At 49.9% G+C, this 23,690-nt stretch carries 18 protein-coding genes; 11 read left to right on the forward strand and 7 right to left on the reverse strand.

What is annotated here, in order from left to right; all coding sequences use genetic code 11:
• Positions 1 to 20: 20 nt before the first annotated feature.
• Positions 21 to 1,946 carry a tetratricopeptide repeat-containing sulfotransferase family protein gene (locus tag IE055_RS16830; protein WP_189402918.1) on the reverse strand — a complete coding sequence of 642 codons (1,926 nt, stop codon included), beginning with the start codon at positions 1,944 to 1,946 and terminating at the stop codon, positions 21 to 23.
• 127 nt (positions 1,947 to 2,073) lie between these two features.
• Entirely contained in the window at positions 2,074 to 4,659 is a 2,586-nt protein-coding gene (locus IE055_RS16835; protein WP_189402859.1) for a TonB-dependent receptor, read from the reverse strand.
• Between the two features lie 316 nt (positions 4,660 to 4,975).
• Here IE055_RS16835 and IE055_RS16840 point away from each other — a divergent pair, with 316 nt between their 5' ends.
• Positions 4,976 to 5,476, forward strand: coding sequence for a MarR family winged helix-turn-helix transcriptional regulator (locus IE055_RS16840; protein ID WP_189402860.1), 501 nt, complete (start codon positions 4,976 to 4,978; stop codon positions 5,474 to 5,476).
• 11 nt (positions 5,477 to 5,487) lie between these two features.
• Here IE055_RS16840 and IE055_RS16845 read toward each other — a convergent pair whose 3' ends face one another.
• On the reverse strand, positions 5,488 to 6,636 hold the full coding sequence (locus tag IE055_RS16845; RefSeq protein ID WP_189402861.1) for a hypothetical protein: 1,149 nt from the start codon (positions 6,634 to 6,636) through the stop codon (positions 5,488 to 5,490).
• Positions 6,637 to 6,879: 243 nt separating this feature from the next.
• Between IE055_RS16845 and IE055_RS16850 the strand changes: the two genes are divergently transcribed.
• From IE055_RS16850 to IE055_RS16865, 4 genes are all read left to right on the forward strand, one after another.
• A complete protein-coding gene (locus tag IE055_RS16850) occupies positions 6,880 to 9,228 on the forward strand; it encodes a TonB-dependent receptor (protein WP_189402862.1) in 2,349 nt (782 codons plus the stop codon).
• Positions 9,229 to 9,319: 91 nt separating this feature from the next.
• Positions 9,320 to 11,002: an alkaline phosphatase D family protein gene (locus IE055_RS16855; RefSeq protein WP_189402863.1), complete on the forward strand. Its 1,683-nt coding sequence runs from the start codon at positions 9,320 to 9,322 to the stop codon at positions 11,000 to 11,002.
• Positions 11,003 to 11,096: 94 nt separating this feature from the next.
• On the forward strand, positions 11,097 to 13,181 hold the full coding sequence (locus IE055_RS16860) for a S9 family peptidase (protein ID WP_229794344.1): 2,085 nt from the start codon (positions 11,097 to 11,099) through the stop codon (positions 13,179 to 13,181).
• A 10-nt stretch (positions 13,182 to 13,191) separates the two neighbouring features.
• On the forward strand, positions 13,192 to 14,142 hold the full coding sequence (locus IE055_RS16865) for a hypothetical protein (protein WP_189402864.1): 951 nt from the start codon (positions 13,192 to 13,194) through the stop codon (positions 14,140 to 14,142).
• A 5-nt stretch (positions 14,143 to 14,147) separates the two neighbouring features.
• On the opposite strand, the gene IE055_RS16870 is transcribed toward IE055_RS16865, so the two are convergent.
• Positions 14,148 to 15,071: an NAD-dependent epimerase/dehydratase family protein gene (locus IE055_RS16870; protein ID WP_189402865.1), complete on the reverse strand. Its 924-nt coding sequence runs from the start codon at positions 15,069 to 15,071 to the stop codon at positions 14,148 to 14,150.
• 127 nt (positions 15,072 to 15,198) lie between these two features.
• On the opposite strand from IE055_RS16870, the gene IE055_RS16875 reads away from it, so the two are divergent.
• The 4 genes from IE055_RS16875 to IE055_RS16890 all read left to right on the forward strand — a co-directional run bounded on the left by IE055_RS16875 (position 15,199) and on the right by IE055_RS16890 (position 18,638).
• A complete protein-coding gene (locus tag IE055_RS16875) occupies positions 15,199 to 15,387 on the forward strand; it encodes a YgaP family membrane protein (RefSeq protein WP_189402866.1) in 189 nt (62 codons plus the stop codon).
• A 22-nt stretch (positions 15,388 to 15,409) separates the two neighbouring features.
• The gene (locus IE055_RS16880) at positions 15,410 to 15,955 is read left to right on the forward strand and encodes a protein tyrosine phosphatase family protein (protein WP_189402867.1); all 546 of its coding nucleotides are present in this window, start codon (positions 15,410 to 15,412) and stop codon (positions 15,953 to 15,955) included.
• An 83-nt stretch (positions 15,956 to 16,038) separates the two neighbouring features.
• Positions 16,039 to 16,425, forward strand: a complete 387-nt coding sequence (locus IE055_RS16885; protein WP_189402868.1) for a DUF2946 family protein — start codon at positions 16,039 to 16,041, stop codon at positions 16,423 to 16,425.
• 131 nt (positions 16,426 to 16,556) lie between these two features.
• Positions 16,557 to 18,638: a TonB-dependent receptor plug domain-containing protein gene (locus IE055_RS16890; RefSeq protein WP_189402869.1), complete on the forward strand. Its 2,082-nt coding sequence runs from the start codon at positions 16,557 to 16,559 to the stop codon at positions 18,636 to 18,638.
• A 78-nt stretch (positions 18,639 to 18,716) separates the two neighbouring features.
• Here the strand turns inward: IE055_RS16890 and IE055_RS16895 are convergent, their stop codons facing one another.
• Both IE055_RS16895 and IE055_RS16900 read right to left on the reverse strand, forming a co-directional pair.
• Positions 18,717 to 19,274 (reverse strand): CBS domain-containing protein, encoded by a 558-nt coding sequence (locus tag IE055_RS16895; RefSeq protein WP_189402870.1) that lies wholly within the window; start codon positions 19,272 to 19,274, stop codon positions 18,717 to 18,719.
• Between the two features lie 63 nt (positions 19,275 to 19,337).
• Positions 19,338 to 19,625 (reverse strand): hypothetical protein, encoded by a 288-nt coding sequence (locus IE055_RS16900; RefSeq protein ID WP_189402871.1) that lies wholly within the window; start codon positions 19,623 to 19,625, stop codon positions 19,338 to 19,340.
• Positions 19,626 to 19,794: 169 nt separating this feature from the next.
• Between IE055_RS16900 and IE055_RS16905 the strand changes: the two genes are divergently transcribed.
• Together IE055_RS16905 and IE055_RS16910 are read left to right on the forward strand one after the other, a co-directional pair.
• Positions 19,795 to 20,619 carry a helix-turn-helix transcriptional regulator gene (locus IE055_RS16905; protein ID WP_189402872.1) on the forward strand — a complete coding sequence of 275 codons (825 nt, stop codon included), beginning with the start codon at positions 19,795 to 19,797 and terminating at the stop codon, positions 20,617 to 20,619.
• 242 nt (positions 20,620 to 20,861) lie between these two features.
• Entirely contained in the window at positions 20,862 to 22,157 is a 1,296-nt protein-coding gene (locus IE055_RS16910; protein WP_229794345.1) for an amidohydrolase family protein, read from the forward strand.
• 125 nt (positions 22,158 to 22,282) lie between these two features.
• On the opposite strand, the gene IE055_RS16915 is transcribed toward IE055_RS16910, so the two are convergent.
• Positions 22,283 to 23,473, reverse strand: a complete 1,191-nt coding sequence (locus IE055_RS16915) for a M20 metallopeptidase family protein (RefSeq protein WP_229794346.1) — start codon at positions 23,471 to 23,473, stop codon at positions 22,283 to 22,285.
• Between the last annotated feature and the right edge of the window lie 217 nt (positions 23,474 to 23,690).

Genomic DNA, 23,690 nt, shown 5'->3' on the forward strand with positions numbered 1-23,690 from the left:
TTGCGGTATTTATCAACTGTCTACGTGTTTTCGAGTGCGTGAACCAAAGGATCTAGCCAAGGCGCATAGTGCCGCCATTGGTCAAGGCCATCAGTGTTAATGGGGCGACGTACTTGTTCTGAACTGGCTGTGCGTACAGCACGTTGAGTAGCATGAAAGTCCAAACAGGCGGTTTCAAAAGGGAGACCACAATAGTGCAGGATACGACGTACTTGGCCTTCGAGATCGTTAACCACGTCTTCGTATTGCACATGCAATATTGAATCCGGAAATACCCGTCGCCAATGCGTCATCAGTTCCTCATAGTCACGGTAATAGCGGCCGATGTCGTGCAAACTGTAGCTAAATTCTTGGCCTTCAGCGAATAATTGTTTAAAACCGCTGAAGCAACACGCCATGGGGTCTCGACGAGCATCAATAATTTTGGCATTGGGCAGAATGGCTTTGATTAGTCCAATATGACGAAAATTATTTGGCATCTTGTCGATGAAGTAGTGCGCGCCCGCTCGGTGTACCCGCGTGTCGTCTAAGTACTGTTGACCAAAAGCGACCCGTTGCTCCTCGGTCAGTGTTGCGAGCACAGCGGGGTAGTGCGATTCGTTGCTTAGTCTGTCCCCACGTCGCAGGCTGTGCGCAAGAGCCAGTATATTAGGAAGCTCAAGCGTGCCATCCACTTGGCTATGTGATGACAGAATTTGTTCTAACAAGGTGGACCCTGAACGTGGCAACCCAACGATAAAAATGGGGTCTGCTGCCGGACATCCGCCGCGGGCAATACGGTCAGCATAGCTTGCATTGCAAACATGTTGTATCGCACGAAACTCGTCTGCCATTTGCTGTGCATCATAACGGCTTTGAAGTCGTTTTAGTTCATTGCCTTTTGCGTAGTGCCTAAATGAGGCTTCGTATTCATCGCGATCTTCATGGGCTTTGCCCAGTGCAAAATGCAGATAAATCTGATCTGCCGAAACCAACAATGGATCGGATTGTAATGATTGCATGGCGTTGAAGTCATCGCGCGTGAACCGCACGGTCTTCAAATTAGCCAGAGAGTACCAAGCCTCGCAATGGCGTGAATTGGCGGCGAGTGCACGTCGGTAGTTGTCTACCGCCGCAGCTTGATTACCCATGGTTTTGAATGCATGACCTTGAGACGTCAGGGTGGCGGGTTCGTCGGGTAGCGCTTGCAACACGCGATCAAAGTTTTCGATTGCGGTCGGGTAATCACCAACCTGCATGCTTTCGATGGCAAACAATGAACGAAACTGCGGATTACTCGGGAATCGCTCCGTTAGGGAACGTGCTTGCTCTAAGGCGCGTTGGTGTTTTTGACGTTTGCGTAGAACCTGAATGTAATCAACGGTGACCTCGACATGACCTTGATCCAATTGCAATGCGCTTTCAAGTAAGAATTCCGCGTCTTCCAATATCCCGAGTCGAACACCAATGTCCGCTAATTGGCGCATGCCTTCGACGTGCGTTGGGTTTGTCTGTAAAAACCGACGGCATAATTGCTCCGCTTTGAGCAATTTACCTTGCGCACGCAATTCGATTACGTGCAGTAACGGTGTCGGCAATGCGGCAATTCTTTTGGTTTGTAGGGCTACCGATTCAGCCTGGGCGTTGAGCTTTAGTTGTGCTAATAACTTGATTTGTGCGCGCCAGCTCGGGATGAGTGCCGGATTTAGTTGCGTCGCGCGGGCGTACGCTTCCAGCGCTCGCCGCGGTTCCCCTACGGCGACCAATAAGTGCCCTTGTTCCTGCATGCCGCGACTATGGTCCGGCGACAATCGCTTCAAGGAGCCGAGCGATTCAAGCGCGGCATCATAATTTGCGAGGTAACGACAGCATACCGCGGTCAGATAGTGTAATTCGGGATCATCAGGCGATTCCTCCAAAAGTGCTGCAAGTGAGGCTCGTGCGGCTTCGAATTCGCCTGCACGCATATGCACTTCAATGTCGCTGAGCTTGGAGCTTTTGGTATTGAGCGTATTCAATGCGGAGTACTCAAAATAGAGAATGCCCCAAAACTCGGGGCATTCTAATCAATTTGGCTGTCAGTTTGTTATTAGTCTAAAAGCTGTATGAAAATCGAATACCGGTTGTGCGGGGTCGAGCATAAGAAACACGATGACGATCATTAACGAAGTTACGTGACAATTCGGCACGTTCGTCAGTTAGGTTATCAATATACACTTCAGCTGACCATTTTTCGGTGGAAACGCCAGCCGTGACACCGAACATGGTCCAGCTATCGATCTGCGCACGGTTAATCGTAATGATATCCGAGTAGGACTTATCTGAATGGGCGACATGTGGCATAACGTGCGCCACTTTATCCCCGTCGAGGTTCCACTCGTAACGTGCCAGCAAATTTGCCTGAAAGCCAGGTGCAAACGCCAATTCATCACCTTGGCGAACATCATTGGTTGGCGTCAGTACCTCAGTGATTTCAGAATCGAGCACCGATGCGGCACCGCGCACGGTCAGGCCAGCCAGATCGGGAAGCCAGATGAACTCAGTTTCAAGTCCGGTTACTTCAGCATTAGCCGCGTTATCGGAGAAGAACAGATTGGTGATACTTGGATCTAAGATGGTGGTTTGGAGGTTTTCGATTTGCACATGAAAAACACTACCGTTGAGACGTAAAGCACCAGCCATTAAGTCAGTTTTCCAACCCAATTCATAATTTACAACTTCGTCGGTATCCAGCGCGTATGGCACGCTGAAAGTGCCCGCTGGATTCGACGCGCCACCCGGTCGATTCAACAGACCAGGGCGAAACCCTTCGGAAATTGTGGCGTAATAGAGTTGATTCGCGTCTGGTGTCCAATTACCGGTTAATTTGAAGATTGTGCCGTCGGTTTTGGCTTTGTCCGGCGCATTCAGTGCGGCGATAACCACTGCTGGCGTGTTCTCGTCGACGGTGTCCGCCGTATACGTGATCTGCGCGCTCGGATCACAGGTGCCGCGGAAGGTTATCTGTCCGTCGCCGTTATAAAGATCGCTAATGTCCGTGCCAAATGCATCTACGTCATCTTGAAACAGATTGCAGAACGACGAGTTGGCACTGCCTTCAAAATCAACTTCGATGTCGTAGTATCGCGCACCAACGGTTAGTGCAAATTGATCGGATACGTCCCAAGTTACCTCACCAAAAGCCCCAATTTGCTCATCGGTTCGCTGAACATCATTTCTGAAAATGACGCCAGCCGGGAAGGGGCCCGCGTCGGAGATAAATCCAGTTGTGAACGGGAAATTGGGTGAAAAGCCAGTTTGTACACCATAGCCATCGACAAATTCAGAACCGCGATAGGTGAAATCGTTTCGTTCTTTAAGCTCTAAATCACTGTAAAACGCACCGACGGTCGCACGAACCGCGTGTTCTTCTGAGGTGCTGATTCGTAACTCATGGGTTTGCACGGTCGTTTCAGTAAGGCTGTCGACCAACATGTTCGGTGCCTGACAGGTGCCGCTCGGTGCGGCATCCCCTGGGTACGACACGGAGGAATCACAAATGTAGTAAGGTAGGTATTGACCAACGAACATGTAATCAGCGTAATCGACGACTTGATCTGTGGTTCGATCAGTGTAGGCGCCGGTATAAACAACCTCTAGCTCGGCGATGCGACCCTGCAGTGTCCAACTCGTATTGTCAAAACTGTCCTCAATGCGATCATCTTCGTAGCGTTGAATTTGCAGATCATCCAAATCCGGATCTGCGAAAAAGACACCATCTGAATCAAGGTCCTGTGTCGCATGTGAGACTAACAGACTCCATTCATCATTGAGATCGATCAGGCCACTGAGGCGCCCACCGGTGTAGGTGCTTTCATTGAAATTCTCTTCGACCAGCGCCGAATTATCCGCGTTGATAAAATTGACATTACTCAGGTCAGCGGTTGATTGAAAGCCAGCGCGGGCGCTATTAACGGGTACGCCATTGGCTCGGATCGTACCAACAGGTCTGAATCGCGCGCTTTCAGAAACATTGAGCAAGCCCGGAGTGTTATCGATGTAGCCACCTTGGGTGTCACGATATACCACGCCGCGCAGAGTAAAGTTTTCACTGACAGGGAAGTTCAACATTGCTTCAATGTTGTGGCTGTCATCACCTGACTTGGTGGTGGCATAGCCGGCTTTAATACTCCCATACTGTCCAGTCGGATCCGGCTTGTTGGTGATCAAGCGTACTGTTCCAGCCTGTGAGCTGGCACCAAACAGCGTGCCTTGAGGACCGCTGAGCACTTCCACGCGGCGCATGTCTGCAGTGTAGACATCCAAATTACGGCCCGGTTGCGCAAGTGGTTGTTCATCAAGGTAAAGCGCTACATTCGGAGCCAATCCAGCAACGCCCGCAGTCGTCAGATTGGGCGTGGTCGAGGCGACCCCGCGAATGTAAATCGTGTTTTGACCGGGGCCGCTGCCACCTGCCGTCACGCCGGGCAGTTGCACCAAGTAATCGGAAAAGTTGCTGATGCCTAGCTGCTCTAAAGATTCCTCGCTAACCGCAGACACCGCGATCGGAATATCTTGTGTGCTTGCTGTACGTTTGGTCGCAGTGACCACAACTTCTTCGATAACTTTGCCATTTTGTGCGTTTGCCGTTGCGGCACTCGCCATGGCCACAGCAAGTGCAATTTTCTTTTTATTGAGCATGTAGCGTAAAAACTCCCGGTCTTTTTTAATTCAGCGTCAATTCAATAATATTTTGAATTGAAACTATTATCTAATTGATGTTATGAAACGTAATTTGGCGCGAATGCTAACATTTATTGCGGTTGATCACAAAAAGACACATGGCTTTCCATCATTTTTTGTTGGTTTAGTGCTTTTAATTGAAAGTATCTCGCCGTAGGGGTCTCGCACTTAGGCATTGATCGGTAAATGGGCGTGTTTATCCGCTTTACCCGGAGATACTTTTGAACGTATTCTCCAACTTGGATTCATTGAGATTTTTTGAGAATAGATTGCCGTGAATAAAGCTGAAGAGGTTCTTATTGCTCTGCGCCGCGTGATTAGAGCAACTGACATCCACTCAAGATACCTTGCAAAAACCATAGGTTTGACATCCCCCCAAATACTGCTGCTGCAAACCATTGAAGCGAACAAGGATAAGAAGATCAGCGAGTTGGCACAACAAATGAGCGTAAGTCAGTCGACGGCAACCAATATCTTGGCGCGCTTAGAAAGCCGCGGATTGGTGCGCCGACAACGCTCGACTGACGACAAACGAAAAGTACACGTAAGCCTCACGGAACAGGGGCGACAAATTCTTGCGAGTGCGCCCATTCCGCTACAAGACAAATTCACTGTGCAGTTCGAACAGCTGCAGGAATGGGAGCAATCAATGATAATCTCCGCAATTCAACGCGTGGCCAGCATGATGGATGCGACTGAGATTGACGCGTCGCCATTATTGCATCTGGGGAATATCGAGGACTCCGCGAGCAAAGAAAGTGATAAAAGTGCTTAACGGTCTGAATATTAGTTCGGCAGATACTCTTCAGAATGTAGTTCCACGATTTGCAGTTTGCCATTTTCAATCGCCCAGATCGCGCGGTCTCGGGTATGCATTTTTATCGGGCGTTTGGAACCCGGTTCGATATATTCCGTTACCGAGTTGTAGCTGAGTTCGCCACGCCCGTCGTCCAATAACGCGAAGCCGTCTACTGTTTGATTCACGCGATACTTAGACCTCTCGTTTAAAACCGCAGCCAACCCCATTTTATACAGCCCATATTTAACGGGGATAGGTTTAGGGAAGTCGTCATCTAAAACTGACGTTTGGCCGCACAAGTTCTTAGAGAAATGCTTGAGTGAGCCATCTAAATCAAAGTTTCGCTCACAGACCGAGATATCGTCGAATGCGGCCAATACGTCGTCTTCGTTGATAGATTCTGCTTTGAAGGCCTCTTTTTGGGGATCTTGTGACGCCTTGGAGGATGCCTTGAACATCGAAAATAGTTCGGTGATTGCACTGACCATCTCTTTGACATCTTCTTTGCCTAAGGCCGGTTCAACGCCTTGAGATACCGGATCATCATCGTAGGCTCGGTCGTGCAGCGCATCAACCCAGTCATCATAATCGTCGTCGGATAGTTCGGCTGGTTCCACCTCGCGCGATTCATTTAAAAATCCCACTCTGATCTTGGTCGGCATGTCCTCGTGCCACCAACGATAGACGGTCGCCAATAGACGGGCGTCTTCGTCGTCGTCCTCCCAAGGTTGGTCGTCATACCGAACCACACGACCGTCAAAGATCTTAAACCAGAATTCCCAGGGGTCATCATCGCCCGCGCCCCAACCTTGAACATGGACTTCCGGACACAAATCGTTTACCAACTTGACTGTCAGGCCAGTGATGTAATCGCCGCTACCGCCGTTAATAAAATACACCACACCATAACCGCTGTGTTTGGTAATCGATTCCGGACACAGGTCTGCACCATGATCTTGTGCCAATTTATCAACGAACGAAGCCAGAATGTCGCGACCACCGTCCGGGTTCAGCTTGTTGGCCAATGCGTAGGCATCTTCTAACTCCGCATCAATTAACTTAAACAGTTTGAGTAGTTGTCCTTGTTTACGACTGCTTGGGTGTTTGAAATAAATCGTGGATTGAATTTCCGCCATGCCATGACCTCCTTGTGATAACACATTGATAGAGTAGGTGAGTATTGTGCCATAAGTGGCTGGAAAAGAAGCGTATTTTTTTTCTGGTTATGGACTCTTTTTCGGCTCGATGAATCCGAGATTGCAAGCGGATGACACTATGAGAGTGATTGTCATATAACCATCATCGACACGTCACATCATCGTAATCAGGCAGCCTGAGACTCGGTTTTCCCCCATAACAATCCCCTAATTTATCGACTCATGTTATTCCGAACTAAAGCACTGATGTTGGCGGTCTTAACCGCGACTGCAAGCTCTGCTGCGCAGGCTGATACCAACGAAATTGAAGAAATTGTCGTTGTTACTAAGAAAAAAATATTCGCCAACCAATCAACCACCGGCGTGATGCAGGAACAGCAAAATCCCATCACATCGGTTCTTGCCACGATTGACAATTTACCCGGCGTGAACATCACAGAGGGCGATGCCTTTGGTTTCGATGACTGGTCGACAACCATTAATCTTCGCGGTTTTCAGAACAGCTTGTCAGAGCAACAGGTTGGTATCACTATTGATGGCTTGCCAAATGGAGAGTCGAATTATGGCGGTGGCTCAAAGGCCAATCGATTCATTGACTCCTCGAATCTGCAAGGGGTCAATGTCTCTCAAGGCACGGCGGATATTGGTTCTCGCTCACTCGAGGCATTGGGCGGCACACTGGATTTTCGTACCCGTGACCCGCGCGATCAGGCGACGCCGAGTGTACAGGTGTCGGCTGGGAGTCATGACGCGCTGCGGTATGCGGTAAGTTACGACACCGGTGCGATCTTCAACGACAGCACACATGCCTATATTTCAGCGTCGCATCAGGAGGCTACCGATTGGATTTCTCAGGCGGCTGAAAATGAGCGCGACCATTTAGCGCTAAAATTTGTTTCCCAGTTCGACCGCACGAGTTTAACGGGCTATCTGAGTTACGATGATACGCAGGAAGATAATTATCAGCGAATCACGCTTGGGGAATTCGAAGCCGACCCAAGCACCGACCGATTGATAGCGGACTGGACTGGCATCCCCTATGTTGATCAAGTACATCGCCGAGGCTGGTCGACGTTACGCGAGAATATCTTTGGTTATCTCAAACTTGAAACCACGTTTGACAGCGGCCTTGATGTCACAGCCAGCCTCTATACGCACAAGAACGAAGGCCGAGGCGACTGGGTACCTCCGCAAATTGTGGACGTCATCGATGACCAAGGTGGTCCACAATCTGAAATTACCGGCGGAGTGACCGCATTTGGCGACCCCATTGTTGGTGCTATTTACTTTGTTGACGCACAGGGTAATGCCCTGACAGCTCGTGCGGGTTGTGAATCCAGTATCACGTTTCCGTATGGTGGTGCTGGGGCTGAGTTTGATCCAGCCTGTTATCCCGCTGATGCCATTGCCGTACAATCGTACCGTCATACGCACTATGAGAAAGATCGGCTTGGCCTCACCGCAGACTTTACTTACGCCCTAGATTTGGGCGGCGTTGCCAATGAGCTACGCGGGGGTTTTTGGTATGAAGATCAAGCCCGAAAAGAATGGCGTGACTGGCACAAAATCACAGACACTCGTGTTGGCCCTGAGTTCAATGCTCAACCATATTATGTTCAGTACGATCGCGAGTATCCGCGTGAGGTTCTAAATTACTTTTTGGAAGACAGCATTAACCTTGATTCGGTCACGATCACGCTGGGTGTACGCCAATTCTTCGTGGATGTCGAGCGCCAAGACAATTTCAATGCAGCCAACGAAAGTCGCTTGAATTCAGATTCCGATGTTTTGTTTTCCGGTGGCTTCCGCTGGGATCTGCCAATCGCAGGTGCAGAGCTGTTTGCTGGGTATTCGGAGAACTTCAAAGCACTTAATGACCTGGTGTTGGAGCGTGATGCAGTCGACAGTTCAAACATCGAGCCCGAAACTTCTGAAAATCTTGAGATTGGGGTTCGCTACGACGGCGACGTGTTGCGTGGCAGTTTCGCTTACTTCAACACCACGTTTGATAATCGGCTGGAGTTTTTTGGTGCGCAGGAAGCCGGTAATATTCCTAATTACACGATCGGCACCGATGGTCGCTATGACAACGTAGGTGGCATTGAGACTGACGGCTTTGAGATTTCTGGTACCTATTTAGCCAGTGACACATTGTCGTTGTACAGTGCTTTCACGTACATTGATGCGTCGTATGTCGGCACCGGATTAGGCGCAGCAGCCGATGCCGCGCTAGGGGTATTTCCTGACAATCAAGTCGTCAATACACCCGAGACTTCATGGGTATTCTCCGCGGATTGGGCTAACGAGGATTATCGTGCTGGCATCAGTGCAAAGCGTGTTGATGATCGTTTTATTGATCGCGCCAATACTCAGGTGGCAGAGGCCTACACCACAGCAGATTTATACCTAGGTGCCAAGGGCAGCGCCATCAGTGATGAGTTAAGCGGTTTGGATTTCGGTTTGGTGGTAAACAATCTGTTTGATGAGTCGTATCTTGGCGGTATTTCTGGGTTTGGTGCCTGGTTAGGGGCCGCTCGTACGACAGTCGTCACAGTTTCCGCCGACTTCTGAGCTGTTGGCTGTATGATGAAATTAGACCGCGGGCACAGAAGGCGCGCGGTCAAATAATGCCAGCAATGCACACACTACCAAACACTGACTTATGCATCGACGAACCGTATTAACCGCGATCGCCAGCGCTGTATTGGCAGCTTGCGGACACCGCACACCACATTTGCCTGCCACGAACACAGAGCTAGACGGTATTTCAAACTCAACGATCTTCCAGCACGGCGTTGCCAGTGGCGACCCGGATCAAACCAGTGTGGTTATTTGGACTCGAGTCAAGGTGAATGCGCCCGCATCGGTGCGTTGGGAAGTCTCGTTATCACCAACGTTTGCGCAACTCGTTGCCAGCGGGTCGACTGTCGCCAGTGTGGACACGGACTACACCGTGAAGGCGGTCCCAAAGAAGTTACAACCGGGCCAACGCTATTACTACCGGTTTATGGTGAAGGGTGTAACATCGCCGATCGGACGCACTCGGACGCTGCCGACTGGCAATGTTGAGCAGTATGGCATTGCGCTGGTGTCATGCTCTAACTTTGCCTTTGGCTATTTCAATGCGTACGATGCTATTGCCAATGACGCAAATGTCGATCTGGTTCTCCATACTGGGGATTATATTTACGAATACGGTGCCGATGGCTGGGGCGCTGACATTGCACGTAAACTCGACCGAGTACACAGCCCAGCACATGAAACGGTGTCGTTGAGTGATTACCGTACGCGGCATGCGCAATACAAAACGGATCATGGCAGCCAAGCAATGCATGCTGCACACCCGATGATCTGCTGTTGGGATGACCATGAAAGCGCCAATAACCCCTGGTTAAACGGTGCGCAGAACCACCAAGCAGACAGCGAAGGCGATTGGTCTGATCGTCGCGCCGCAGCGGTGCAGGCATATTATGAATGGATGCCAGTGCGTGACCCAATCGATGCACAGAAACGTCTCGCTTTCTCTCGTCGCTACAATATTGGAAACCTCGCGACCATTGTCACCTTGGAGTCACGTCACACCGCACGCACGCAACAAATTGACTACCTTGACTATGTGAATGACATCCAGTCACAAGCCGATGCGGACGTGTTTAAAGCCAACGTAGTTGCTGATCCTCAACGGGAAATGGTATCGCCAGCAACACAGAAACTGTTAGTCGATGCCTTCGCGCAGTCCCGGCAGCAACACCAGCCATGGCGACTGATTGGCAATGCCAGTCCGATTGCGCGTATGCTGGTTCCGGATGTCGCGGCGAGCGGGATTACCGATAATGAGCCAGCCGCGCAGCTCGAAAGCAACGCCGCCAAAGCGCTATTTTGGAAGGGGAAATATCACCTGCCGTTTTACACTGATACCTGGGACGGGTACCCCGCAGCGCGTGAACGCTTGTACGCGCAATGTCGAGCGCATGGGATCCAAGATATGGTGTTCTTAACCGGAGACAGTCACAGTTTTTGGCTAAACCAACTGGCCGACGAGCGGGGCAATGCGATGGGAATCGAAATTGGTACTGCAGGTGTTTCCTCACCCGGTGATTTTGTCGAAAGTGGTTGGAGTTTGCCGGTAGCGGCGCAACTCGACAGACTGTTTGAGTCTGAATTAGACGAAGTGATCTGGACTGACAATCTGCACCAAGGCTATGTGCGCGTCGACCTGACATCGGAAAAGCTAATTAATCACTACATTGCGGTAAACACGGTATTGTCTGAAACCTACACCGCGAAGACCATTAAACAAGCCACTATTACCACCACGCAAGGGCAGCTTACGGTGGCACACTAATTGAATGTCGGCGTACTGTCGGTCAGGTGTACATTATCTAAGCAAATGGGCTAGACTCCCTAGACCGAAAAACAGTCTACGTGGACCCGAATTTATGATGCTTAAAAAGTTGTTTGTTGCCTTGGTCATCTGCAGTGTGCCAGTCAACGCCGTAATGGCGAAATCCCAGCCGTCAGAGCCTGAGCCCGCTGACCCGCGTAAGTTTACCTCCGATCGTGTGTTTGATTTGGAGTATACGGATTCGCCACGCGTGTCACCGGACGGTCGTACCGTGCTTTACCTACGTAAATCCATGGACAAATTTCAAGACAAAGTGGTCGGCCGCTTGTGGTCGTATGACGTGCGTAGCAAACGACACCGTCCAATGTTCGACGGCGACAGTTCAATATCGTCGGTGCAATGGTCGCCGTCAGGTGATCGCATACTGTATGTCACCAGCTATGAGGGTAAACCCAGCCTGCGAGTTCGCTACATGGATTCGGGCGACAGTTTTCAGATCGCGCAATTTGAGCATGGTCCTCGCAATCCTGTTTGGTCACCCAACGGCAAATTGATTGCGTTTTCCATGTTCGTGCCGAGCGATAAAGCCTCTTTTGCCACGGCACCCAAGGCGCCCAAAGACGCTGAATGGTCTGAACCAGCCAAAGTCATCGACGATCTGGTATTTCGTTTTGACGGCGCAGGAGAGCTTGAGAAGGGCGTCTCGCAGGTTTTTGTGATCAGCGCTGATGGTGGTACCGCACGTCAAATCACCGAGAGCAAAAATGGCTTGTCATCTCCTGCCTGGCTGAGCAATGATGCGCTCGTGGTTGATGGCAATGAGTCGGCTTTCCCAGAATTAGACCCGGTCGAATCGGAGGTCTACCGCGTTAACCTTGATGACCAAAGTATCACTGCATTGACTGAACGCGATGGGCCTGATTATGCGCCAGCCGTCTCACCTAATGGCCGATTAATTGCTTATCGCGGCTACGACGACCAGCTCAAGGCTTATCAACAGACAGATCTTTACGTGATGGATGCCGACGGTAGCAATAAACGCAACCTGACAGCAGATTACGACCGAACCATTGGTGGTGTGCAATGGACGAGTGACAACACACTGTTGGCACAAGTGAACGTCGACGGAGAAACGCACCTGCTGTCAATCAACTTGTCTAGCAAAGTGTCAACCATCGCAACCGATGTCGGTGGCACGTCCATTGGGCGCCCCTACGCCTCCGGCAGCTTTGACTCTGCTAAGGGCCTGATCGCATACACACAAGCAAGTGCGACGCGACCAGCAGAGCTGGCCCTGCATTCAGGTGGTAAATCGAACACCGTGACCGACCTCAACAGCGACGCGCTCGCTCATTTGGATATTGCGCCGATAGAAGAGTTCAAAGTTAAATCCAGTCACGATGAGCGCGAAATTGAAGCTTGGGTAGCACTGCCAAAAGGTTTCAAAGCAGACGGCAGCTTTCCACTGATTCTCGAAATTCACGGTGGCCCATTTGCGATGTACGGTCCATTTTTCGCTGCCGAGATTCAACGGTATGCCGCTGAAGGTTACGTCACAGTGTACGTCAACCCGCGTGGTTCAACGAGCTACGGCGAAGAATTCGCGCAGCTTATCGATAAAGCGTATCCGAGCTTTGATCACGATGATTTGATGTCGGTAGTGGATGACCTAGTAGCGCGCAAATACGCCGACCCTGAGCGTTTGTTTATCACTGGCGGGTCCGGTGGTGGTGTTTTGACCGCCTGGGCAGTGGGCAAAACCGATCGTTTTGCAGCAGCAGCAACCATCAAGCCGGTTATTAACTGGGCAACGATGGCATTGGCGGCAGACATCTCAGCCTATGTTGCACGCCACTGGATGGGCATGATGCCCTGGGAGAATCCTGAATTTTACTGGAAGCAATCACCGATCTCTCTGGTTGGTAATGTCACTACGCCAACCATGGTGATGGTGGGCGAACAGGACTGGCGTACTCCAACTTGGGAAGCAGAACAGTTCTACACCGCACTCAAACTACAAAAAGTCGATAGCGTACTGGTCCGCATACCTGGCGCATCGCACTCCATTGCGTCCCGTCCAAGCCGCTTAATCGCCAAAGTGGACAACATTCTGGGTTGGTTCGCTAAGTATGATCCGGCGAATAAACAAAGCGCTGAATTAGAAGCAAAAGACGAATAGACGTCACGCTATGTTAAGGCACCCAGAGCAGCACAATTTGAGTAGCCGGTGGTTACTGGTGCTCACTTTGTTGACTGCTCTGGTGTACTCGACGAGCGCCACCGCTCGGATGGAGCCCATCTGCTGGTATCAACTCATTGATAAGAGCCAACTGATTGTCAAAGGTCAGGTAACTGCATTAAAACTGGTTAAATCGCGGAGTGGAAGCGCCTTTGTAAAGCACACTGTCTCAGTTTCAGATTTCATTAAACTGACAGCAACGCCAGCCTCAGACATCGAAATAGAATCGGAACTGGCTATTTATAGTGGACGACCAACCAGCGAACTGCGTATTGGTGACACCGCCTACTTTTTTATTAACTCTAATTTCGGTAAATGGTTTCTATCAGATCCCGACGTCGCTGCCTGGCGTTTAACGCATGAAATCAAAATGTGGGCAGACGCTTGGGTGATCTTTGATTTAGGTTCAACCTATGTGCTAACGCCAGAGCGCCCAGATGTATTGCTGGACGTACCTGAAGAGTTAAAAAGGAACAATAACTACATCTTAAGGTCTGAGATCCTTAAAATCGCTGCGCCACACACTGGGGCGTTTTACACGGAAGACGCACTTTTAGCGTATTTCAAGGCAGAAAAATGTGACCTGAGTTTGGCACAGCAGAGACGCGCTAACTCGTTGATCAGTGACTCTATGCAACATAATGATCGGTGCTTTAGCCCGCCTAACAATTTGACCTTCAAGCCAACTCGGCAACTCGGCCAAATGTGTGAATTTGAAGCCGTTTATGAGTACAAAATCGCCGATCATTCCTCGGTTCAAAAGGTGGTCGCTGTAGCAGATATGGACGCTCAGCGTATCGACGGTGCTTTTTGCTTTATACCATACGAAATTATACGGACTCGAGGCCAAGACCACCCAATGTACGTACGCTATGCGCAGGACATGTGGTCACTGGAATAGGGTGTTCACGGGTTACGGAGTGTTTGTGTCAACCCGGTTCGATAGGGCGTGATTTCAAACTCAGGGAAGCGTTGTTTGAATTTGTCAGACACAAAGATATTGTCGTGAGCATAACGCGGTAACAATTCGAGCGTGCCGCGTACCGACTTATTAAACAGACCCATGACGTGTAGTTGCCATGCTTTAAGCACTTTGTGGTCGCAGGGGCGTTGCAGTATGTCAGATGCTAACGCAATGAATTGTTGATACGTCAGCCGTTGATCATCACAAGGAAGATGCCAAGTCTGATTAAAGGCGTGATCTGTATTGCCGAGTAGCGCCATCGCGCGACTCGCATCCGGTGTGTAGATCAAGGTCCGCAGCGTGTTGTCGGCAATAAAGACCCGCGCTGGCTTACCTGCGCGTAATGGCGACAATATGGTCGCGTTGGTGATGCTTTGGGTTTTACCGGGTCCGTAAAATTCTGGCGCGCGACAGATCAGCGCCTCGATATGTCCCGCTTGCATTGCCGCAAGGAGCTGGTTCGCAATCTGCGCCCTAACTCGACCCTTGGCACCGTTGGGCTTAAACCGCGTCTGTTCTGTCTGTGGTTCACTGGTCTGCGCATACATATAGGTATTGTCAAAGAACACCAGTTTCGCACGATGCTCGCGACAGCCTTCAATCACGTGCTGCATGATCAGCGGCCATTGTTTTACCCAACGCGCGGTATCCATTGGCAGTCCTGCCGTGAGGTAGACGACCGTTGAACCTGCAATCGCTGCCGAAGTCTGCGATGGATCCAGTAGGTCTGCACTCATAACTGAGTCAGATTCGTTAATCTTTTGCGGATAACGACTGACCACGCGAATTGCATCAGTGTGATGCGCATTGAGAGCAAGTGCTAGTTCAGTGCCGATCTGGCCGCTTGCACCGAGGATGGTCTGCATAATGTTTGGCTTGTGTATTGTGAGTGCGTCGTTGGATGAAGGCTAATATATTGATCTGAGTCAATTTTTCCGCCGCGGCGGCTGCTATGGTTAATGTGAGCTGACTTCCAACTATGAGGTATATCCTATGTTCACTGCAAATATTAACTCTACTGATCGAATCATCCGTTTGATTCTTGGTCTGGTCCTGATTAGTCTGGCGTTCTTTGGTCCACAAACGCCGTGGGGCTATCTGGGCATTATCTTGGTGGTGACGGCATTTATCAATTTCTGCCCGCTGTATGCCGTATTTGGGTTCAGCACCAAAAAGAAATAACTTTTAACTGAGGAAGTACACCGTGATCAACCTGCATAACGCCCGCGCCTTGTCCGTTGCATTCGCAACTATACTAACGGTATTAACTGGCTGTACCAATCACCAAACCACCACACACGAGTCGCACCCCTCTGAAATCGCGTATCCGGCCTCGATTAAGCACGTTGAAAATGGCATGTACTCGGCATCTCAACCCTCGCAAAGCGACCTGCGTGCGCTCAAAGCGCTAGGGGTTAAAACGGTAATTAGTCTGCGTAACCCAGCGGAAATTGATTGGGATGAGGCAGCGTTGGTGTCTGAACTCGGCATGCAGTTTATAAATCTTCCGGTTGCCGGCGCTGCTGGCGTCAACGAAGAGAATGCGCGTGAGCTTGCTCGCCTCATTGGTCAGCATGATGATGAGCCATTACTTGTTCATTGTGGCAGTGGCAATCGCGTCGGTGCATTGATGGCCACCGCCGCTAACAAGGTTGACCAGCAAGATGCAGAGACGTCAATCGCGATCGGAAAAAAGTGGGGAATGACAACCTTAGAGCCCAAAGTTCGTTGGCTTATCGAGTCTGAGTAATCAGGCTCGAGTTTTGCCGCTATTCGGTTTATTATTGTTGCCTATTGTGTACTCGTAAATAGTCTCGAACCCAACCGCTTCGCATGTTAGCTCACATCACAGATCGAACTCGCAAATCACAGCGCAATAGTCGCTGGATCGCGCAGTGGCTTGTGTTGTTGATGTTGGTCAACACGCTCGCAGCAGCCACACAATCAAGCACACCAACGCAAGTGCTGTTGTGCACCAGTCAGGGTTATCAATGGGTTTCAATTGAAGAGCAGGGCAGCTCTGAATCCAAGCAGAGCGTTTACCATTGTGCATTCTGCTTGTTCAACACGGATGTCGATCTGCCAATCGTCAATAGTGTATCCGACTGGTCTGGCCCGATTCTGGCGCACCAGTTTTTGCGCCAACCGAACGCGCACCATCTACTCTCGACCGATCGCGTCTATCGTCACCCGAACCGCGCACCACCTTATACCTGTTAATTTTTCAGACCTAATTCGTCGCTGTCATGGTTGCTCACACGCAGAATGCGGGTAAGCCTGATCTCGACAACAAAACTGATCGAACACCGTGCTGACAAAACCATGGTGGACAAATTAAGAGGAATCACATTATGCGTCATACTACTGCGCTGATCGGGTTGGCTTGCTTGGGCATGCCACATACATGCTTACACGCTGACGAATCACCGATTGAGGAAGTAATCGTCATTGAAAAATACGCCAAACGCGCGATTTACTTGGAAGACGCGTTGTCAGTCTCACCGGATACCGCGCAATTATTGAAAGAGGTACCGGGTGGCAACGTGAATGGCAACGGCCCACTCACAGGAATACCTCAGTATCGCGGAATGTACGGCCCGCGAATTGGTATAACCGTGAACGGTGCAACGATCGCGCCGGCAGGCCCAAACTGGATGGATCCACCACTATCCTACGCGGCACCATCGCAACTGGTTTCACTTGAGGTGTATCGTGGAATTGCACCGGTCAGTGTGATGCCGGAGTCGATTGGTGGTGCCATCGTGAGCAATACTAAGCTCGGCGATTTCACTCACACGCTTGACTGGCAGAGCACCGGTCGTGTGTCATTTTCGGGCCAAACGGTTAACGACGCATCGCTATTAGGTGGCATGGCAGCATTCGCAAATCAGTCACACCATGTCGCGGTGGCGGCCATGTCTGAGCAGGGGGATGATCAGTCGTTTCCTGGTGGCAAGATTCTACCCAGCGAATTTGATCGTCAGCGCGGCGAAGTCGCTTATGGTTATCGATATGGCGCACACACACTGGAGTTCGGTTACACACGCAATGAGACTGGCAATGCCGGCACGCCGGCTTTACCGATGGATATCGACTATTTTGACGGCGACCTTTACCGCGCAAAATATCAGTACGACGGTGAACGCTGGCAAATCGATGCCCAGCTCAACGCGAGCGAACTCGTACATGGCATGACCAACTACCATCTTCGTCCGGTACCGCAGAATCTTGCCTTGTGGCGACAAAACACCACCGATGTTGATAATTTTGGTTTCGGCCTAAATGCGCGTCGCATGGATTCTCAAGGTCATTGGTTACTTGGTTTGGACTACTTTGACGAACAGCACAATGGGTTGATTGACAACCCCAATAATTCCATGTTCTTTGTCGAGGGTTTCAATAATGCCAGCCGTGAGGTGTTAGGGGCCTTCGTAGAACGGGAACAGCGGTTTACTGACACGCTCGTTGCTGAAATCGGTGTGCGTGTAAATCAGGTTACCGCCGATGCGGATGCGGTAGATGCGACACCGGCACGCATGATGCCGCCAGCCATGATGTTGCGTAACACATTCAATGCTGCTGACCGTAATGCTGACGACACCAATGTCGATGCGGTGGCAAAGTTGTGGTGGTCGCGTAGCGATCAATTGGTGTTGTACGCCGGTTTGGCGCGTAAAACGCGCTCGGCCTCGTTCGTGGAACGTTATTTGTGGTTGCCGTTGCAAGCCACTGGTGGATTAGCGGATGGCTTTACCTACACTGGAAACCTGGATCTCCAACCAGAGCAATCAACTGAAATAGAATTCGGTACCGACTTGACGTTAGGTCGGTTCAGCTTGTCGCCGCGCATATTTGTTCGAGACGTGGATGATTTTATTCAAGGCACACCAAGCACAGACGCCAGCGCGGTAATGATGGTGAGGATGATGAATATGGCTAACGGCACGCAAGTCCCAGACCCGTTGCAGTTCAATAACGTCGATGCGCGTTTCTATGGCTTTGATATGGATTGGCGTGTCAGCATCAACGATGAGTGGTCGGTGACAGGTCTTCTCAATTATGTTCGTGGGGAGCGTCGCGACATCGACGACGATTTATATCGTATCGCGCCGCCTAACGCATCATTCCAACTTAATTATGCAGCACACAAGATTGATGCCAGCCTTGAACTGGTAGCCTATGACGATCAAGCACACGTCAGCCTAACCAATCGTGAAGTGAGGACCGACGGCTACGAGTTACTCAACTTGACGGCGGCTTACCAGTTCAACGACACCTTACGACTCGCAGTTGGCGCAGAAAACCTGCTGGATGAAACCTATCTTGACCACTTGGCAGGCTATAATCGCGTGCAAAACCAAGACATTATGCTGGGGAGCCGTTTACCGGGAACTGGTCGCAATGTCTTTCTGCGTGCCGATATCGCATGGTAATTCGCGAGCGAAGTTAACTTTATCCTGTAGGCCACGATGGTCGATGACCGACAACAACACACCATCGTGGCGCTGCTGCTAATGTGCCGCTGTGTGAATCCGATAGAAATCAGATTTCTCTTGGATATGGATTGGCATTTGTAGCTTAGCTGAAATATCGACCGCGGAGAAAATACCACGGATGAGGTGGTCTTCGCGGTCAATCACCAAACAATGCGGTTTGCCGCTCTGCTTAAGGGTCTCAATCACTTCAGCGATTGTGGCTTTGCAGATCTCATCATAGCCAATAGTGCGCAGTGCGCGTTTTGGAATCATGAAGTCGGTGGCGAGGATTTCACTTCGGCGATGTCCCTCAGAGACTTTCTTGGTGATCTTTCGTTCAATAATATCGTCGGCACTGATAATGCCCAAGAATCGACCAGCATCGTCAAGAATGACTTCAGTGCTAACGTCTGCTGCTTGCATAAGACGTCGTGCTTCCACAGCAGACAAATTAGCTTTGAGTGTTTGCGGTCGTGTTTTTTTGAAATCGACTAGAAAGTGAACTGCCGGTGACGATGTGGTCAAATCGAGTTCTTCATTCGGCCAAGCTAGCTCATCAATATCGATTGTTGGCGTGAGTTTAAGCGTATTCATGGTGTTTACCTTAGAGTTAAAAATACTGTGCGCATCATGTTGCGCAAGGCTAAAAAGTGAACTCTAGGTAAGTGGTGGGGCACGAATCGGGTGTGTGTTGGGGAATGCAACCTGGACAAGGGCCGCGAATTCACCAACGGGTAAATGATAGTTAGGAGCGACAAATCCTAATACGTGATTGCGAGTGTCACCGTCGGCATCATCTGAATCTCGTTCCAGCTCAATTGCTTGATCACACTGCTCACAGATGGGGATACTGACTGTGGTTTTTTCATCCAGCAACAACGTCTCAACGCCACCGGGTAGGCCGGAGGTCAGTAGGAAGACGATGTAGAGAAATAAATTGATCACAGTCAAATCAACAATACGCGATATTTAGCGAATATAGAGCTCGCTGCGGAGAAATCAAATTAATTTGTAATTAATCTTCAGTTTCAGCTGTTGCCTCCAGCATGATCAAACTCAAATTCGAACAGACTCATCTCAGAACACAGTTTACACTCCGGGTGTCAATAACCACATGACTTCAATAATCACCGTGGATTTTTACCAAGAACACCCTGTAAGCGAGACCAGTCAACGATTTGTTAACAAAGTGTGGTCGCTGAATAACCGTGAGGCAGCAGATCCGGTTGGCCCCAAGTACCTCTTGCCCAATGGCTGTTTCAACTTCGCCGTGTTGCAGGGCGGCGACGCTAAGGTAAGTACTGTACATGGATATTATGAGCTTAAACCCGGTCTTTATCTCTGTAGTCAAATGACAGGCAAAGTCGAGCTAACACTGGGCGCGTTTTCACATGCCACGTTAGTTCAGTTGCACGCGTGGTCATTGGCGAGCTTTTTATCTATCGATCTAGGGCAATTCACGGATCAGGTCACGTCCGTCAAGCAAGTCCCAAATCAGCTGGGAGTATCCCCGGACTTAAATAGCGGAATCTCCGCATCCAACTTGGTGCTGGAAGTGAATCAATTTTTTGATGATCTTGGCTCGACACCGCGCGTTGGATTAATAGAGTCTGTCTGCCGGCAGGTGCTCGATTGTGTAGGCGAAGGCAGCGTCAAAAGCTTGGCAGATGAGCACCAAGTCTCCGTTAGAAAGCTGCAGATGGACTTTAAGCAGGCGATAGGGCTGACGTTAAAGCAATACATGAACATCGTTCGTTTACGTGCCGCGGTGGATAGTTTGACCGACGAATCAAAGTCAGAGCGCAATATCAGCAGGGTAGCGATGCAGCACAATTACTTCGATCAAACGCACTTTAATAAATCGTTTAAGAAGGTCGTGCAAATGACGCCGCTGGCATTTGATGAGAGCGGGTTTTTATTGTCGGAAAAATCAGATTGATGCGTATTTTTACTATCCAGTACTCATGAATGAACCCTATGCTGATGTGCTGTTAAATCAGCCACGCCGTGACCAAACACTGACATCGCATGAAATCTACCAAAATCTCCGCACTCGCTCTGAATTTGCTTCTCTGTACACTGCTAGGCTGCACGACTACAAGCATTGAATCGACAGCACCATCGGCAGATAAGCCATTAACTTCGCCAATCTATGTCATTGAGAACGTCAATGTAATTCCAATGACTGAAACCAATTTAGTCATCAGGAATGCGGATGTTGTGGTAAGCAATAAACGCATTGCCAGCATTAACGGCCTGGTACCCAGCTCAGCGACGCGCATCGACGGCGCTAATCAGTGGCTGATACCTGGCCTAATTGATATGCATGTGCATACCAATGCTGACATCAATCTGCGAGGAAATAAGCCAACTGCTGGCCCAACGATTAAATTCAATATGCAAGATGTGATGACTACGCATATTGCGAATGGCGTAACCACCATTTTCGAACTCACTGGCCGGGTTCAACACTTCGCGCAAAGGAATGCCATTGTTCGAGGTGACATTATCGGTCCTCGCATGGCGATTGCTCGCCTGCTGGATGGTGGCGATGTGGGTGATCCACACAGTATTAACTCTGCTAGTGATGCGCGACAAGCGGTGCGGAGTGCAAAAGCTGAAGGCTACAATTTTATAAAACTCTATTCACGATTAAGCAAAGACGCATTCTTCGCCGCGCTGGATGAAGCAAATAGCCATGGAATGAAGGTCGTCGGTCACATTCCTGACGCATTCAAGGGTCAGACGGAAGAAGCGTTTGTTCCCCATTTTGACCTTGTTGCGCATGCGGAGGAATACTCAAAACAGATACGCGAGCTGCCTAAGACGGAGGAGGAGGCGGACACTTTCGCAAAAATATCCAAGGCAAACAACACCTGGGTCATCCCAAACCTGATCGCCATCACTACGATTCGCGACCAGGTCGCGTCCATAGACGCAATTCGCATCATGGACAGGTTGAAATACGTGCACCCGTTAATTCGTGACAAATGGCTGAATGCTAATAATTATCAGGCCAACGCGAGCCCTGAATTTTTAGCGTATTTGAATGAACTAGTCGAATTCCATAAAAAGCTGGTAGTCGCCTTGCATAAAGCTGAGGTGCCCATGGTGGTTGGAACCGACGCTGGTGTATCGGGTGTGATGACCGGGTTCGCAATGCATGACGAACTCGCGCTCTTGGTCGAGGCAGGTTTAAGTGCCGAAGAAGTTTTGATCGCCGCCACACGCAAAGGCGCCGAATGGCTGTCAATTGATGAACTCGTTGGAACAGTCGAGGAAGGTAAATATGCTGATTTACTACTCTTGGATGCAAATCCGCTAGACGATATCAGCAATACTCGACGGATTAACGGCGTATTTGTTGATGGTCGCTGGCTAGATAAATCCAAATTGAGTGGCATGCTGACAGAGCTCGCTGAGTGGAATCAAAGAACGAGAGACCGATACCAATGGCGGAATAGACGCGAATATTGACGCAGTCTAAGGTAATACGATTAAGATTAATACTGCTCGAGAAGGTAAACGCGCACGCCAACGTGCCGTGCGAAAAATTACATTCGGCTATGCCGTATACCCCTCGAGTATGAATAAAAATGACACTAATCAGTTTTGAGACGACTGTAAAGTAATGTTGAAAAACGTGTGACACCAAGGCGAATGACTTTTTCATCAACATTAAAATTCGGCATATGTGGGAAAGAGACGATACCTTTGCCGGCATTGGACGCGCCAATGAAAAAATACACACCGGGAACGCGCGTTTGAAAATGCCCAAAGTCTTCACTCGCGAAGGGGACTTGTCCGTAGTAAGTCTCCAATACCTGATCACCGAAACGTGCAAGCAACAACTGCTTGGCCTGGTCTACCAAGCGCGCATCGTTATCGACGCCTTGTCGAACGTGTGATACCCGCACAGCGTGGACTCGATCTCGGTATTCGCGCCGGTCTAACTGTTTTTTAAGTCCGCTCACAGTCGCGTCGATGTCACCTTTATTCGCGGTATACAGTTCGGCGAAGAGTACTGTGCGACTATTGTTGGTCGATACTTGCGGCGGGCCAGCAAAAAAGACGTAGTCCTGATAAATCGTGTTCGGATTTGCTAGGCCATGCGTCAGGCTCATCGCATTGTTTAGATCGAAAAATAGCTTGGGTGAAGATACTCGCGTCAAGCCATTCATGATTTTGTGAACATCTGATGCTATGGATTCAGCAGCGTCAGTCCCGTTTAATTCAATTTCAAGATAACGCGAGTGCGAAAATAGGTTACCAGTCTTGGTGCTGATCACACCGGTGGCAGAAGGGCCGATATGCGACGCATAAACCTCGTCGACCGCCAACATCTCGAACAACCCGTCAGCAATCATGGCCTTGGCACCTTGCTGGCTTTCTTCTGCTGGTTGAAATAGAAAAACGACGGTTCCTGCTAAATTATCGACGTCTTGTGACAGGGTGTTAGCAATCCCGAGCGCAATCGTGGTGTTGAAGTCATGGCCGCAAATGTGTGACAAGCCCTGATGCCCATGCGCCCCCATTCGAAACGTTGCTGCGTCCATATCTGCTCGCCACATAACGGTTTTGCCTGGTTTTGCGCCTTTTAATACGCCAACAACACCATGCCCGCCGATATTAGTTTTTACTTCCAAACCAAGTTTCTTTAAGTAGTTCGCGACAACGCGCGCGGTGCGCTCTTCTTTGCCGGAACTTTCAGGGTTGTCAAACAAGTCGTGTCGAACCTCGAGCAACTCGGGGTAGATAGCCATGGCGTGCGAGTCAAACGTATCGCTGTGCATAGACTCGGCGTTAGCAGATGAAATACCGAGTAAAATGTGAAGAGTAACCAAAAGGGAGAGATTAAAAGGCGTTGAATACATGATAGCCACACTGGGGTTGATTAAAGTCTGGCTATTTCAACAGGCAGGGCGCGGTTTTTCGCACGGTTTTATAATATTGAACGCCCCGTTTTATAATTCTGAACGCGGTGAACGGCCGACTTTACTGCGTTGTGAA

Source organism: Arenicella chitinivorans, assembly GCF_014651515.1.
In the GTDB taxonomy this organism is placed as follows: domain Bacteria; phylum Pseudomonadota; class Gammaproteobacteria; order Arenicellales; family Arenicellaceae; genus Arenicella; species Arenicella chitinivorans.

What these genes read in the sequence shown, in the direction of transcription:
- IE055_RS16860 (WP_229794344.1), top strand. Translation starts at nt 11,097, where the DNA reads ATGATGCTTAAAAAGTTGTTTGTTGCCTTGGTCATCTGCAGTGTGCCA.
- IE055_RS16855 (WP_189402863.1), top strand. Translation starts at nt 9,320, where the DNA reads ATGCATCGACGAACCGTATTAACCGCGATCGCCAGCGCTGTATTGGCA.
- IE055_RS16870 (WP_189402865.1), bottom strand. Translation starts at nt 15,071, where the DNA reads ATGCAGACCATCCTCGGTGCAAGCGGCCAGATCGGCACTGAACTAGCA.
- IE055_RS16890 (WP_189402869.1), top strand. Translation starts at nt 16,557, where the DNA reads ATGCGTCATACTACTGCGCTGATCGGGTTGGCTTGCTTGGGCATGCCA.
- IE055_RS16850 (WP_189402862.1), top strand. Translation starts at nt 6,880, where the DNA reads ATGTTATTCCGAACTAAAGCACTGATGTTGGCGGTCTTAACCGCGACT.
- IE055_RS16830 (WP_189402918.1), bottom strand. Translation starts at nt 1,946, where the DNA reads ATGCGTGCAGGCGAATTCGAAGCCGCACGAGCCTCACTTGCAGCACTT.
- IE055_RS16910 (WP_229794345.1), top strand. Translation starts at nt 20,862, where the DNA reads ATGACTGAAACCAATTTAGTCATCAGGAATGCGGATGTTGTGGTAAGC.
- IE055_RS16885 (WP_189402868.1), top strand. Translation starts at nt 16,039, where the DNA reads ATGTTAGCTCACATCACAGATCGAACTCGCAAATCACAGCGCAATAGT.
- IE055_RS16895 (WP_189402870.1), bottom strand. Translation starts at nt 19,274, where the DNA reads ATGAATACGCTTAAACTCACGCCAACAATCGATATTGATGAGCTAGCT.
- IE055_RS16875 (WP_189402866.1), top strand. Translation starts at nt 15,199, where the DNA reads ATGTTCACTGCAAATATTAACTCTACTGATCGAATCATCCGTTTGATT.
- IE055_RS16915 (WP_229794346.1), bottom strand. Translation starts at nt 23,473, where the DNA reads ATGCACAGCGATACGTTTGACTCGCACGCCATGGCTATCTACCCCGAG.
- IE055_RS16835 (WP_189402859.1), bottom strand. Translation starts at nt 4,659, where the DNA reads ATGCTCAATAAAAAGAAAATTGCACTTGCTGTGGCCATGGCGAGTGCC.
- IE055_RS16845 (WP_189402861.1), bottom strand. Translation starts at nt 6,636, where the DNA reads ATGGCGGAAATTCAATCCACGATTTATTTCAAACACCCAAGCAGTCGT.
- IE055_RS16865 (WP_189402864.1), top strand. Translation starts at nt 13,192, where the DNA reads ATGTTAAGGCACCCAGAGCAGCACAATTTGAGTAGCCGGTGGTTACTG.
- IE055_RS16905 (WP_189402872.1), top strand. Translation starts at nt 19,795, where the DNA reads ATGACTTCAATAATCACCGTGGATTTTTACCAAGAACACCCTGTAAGC.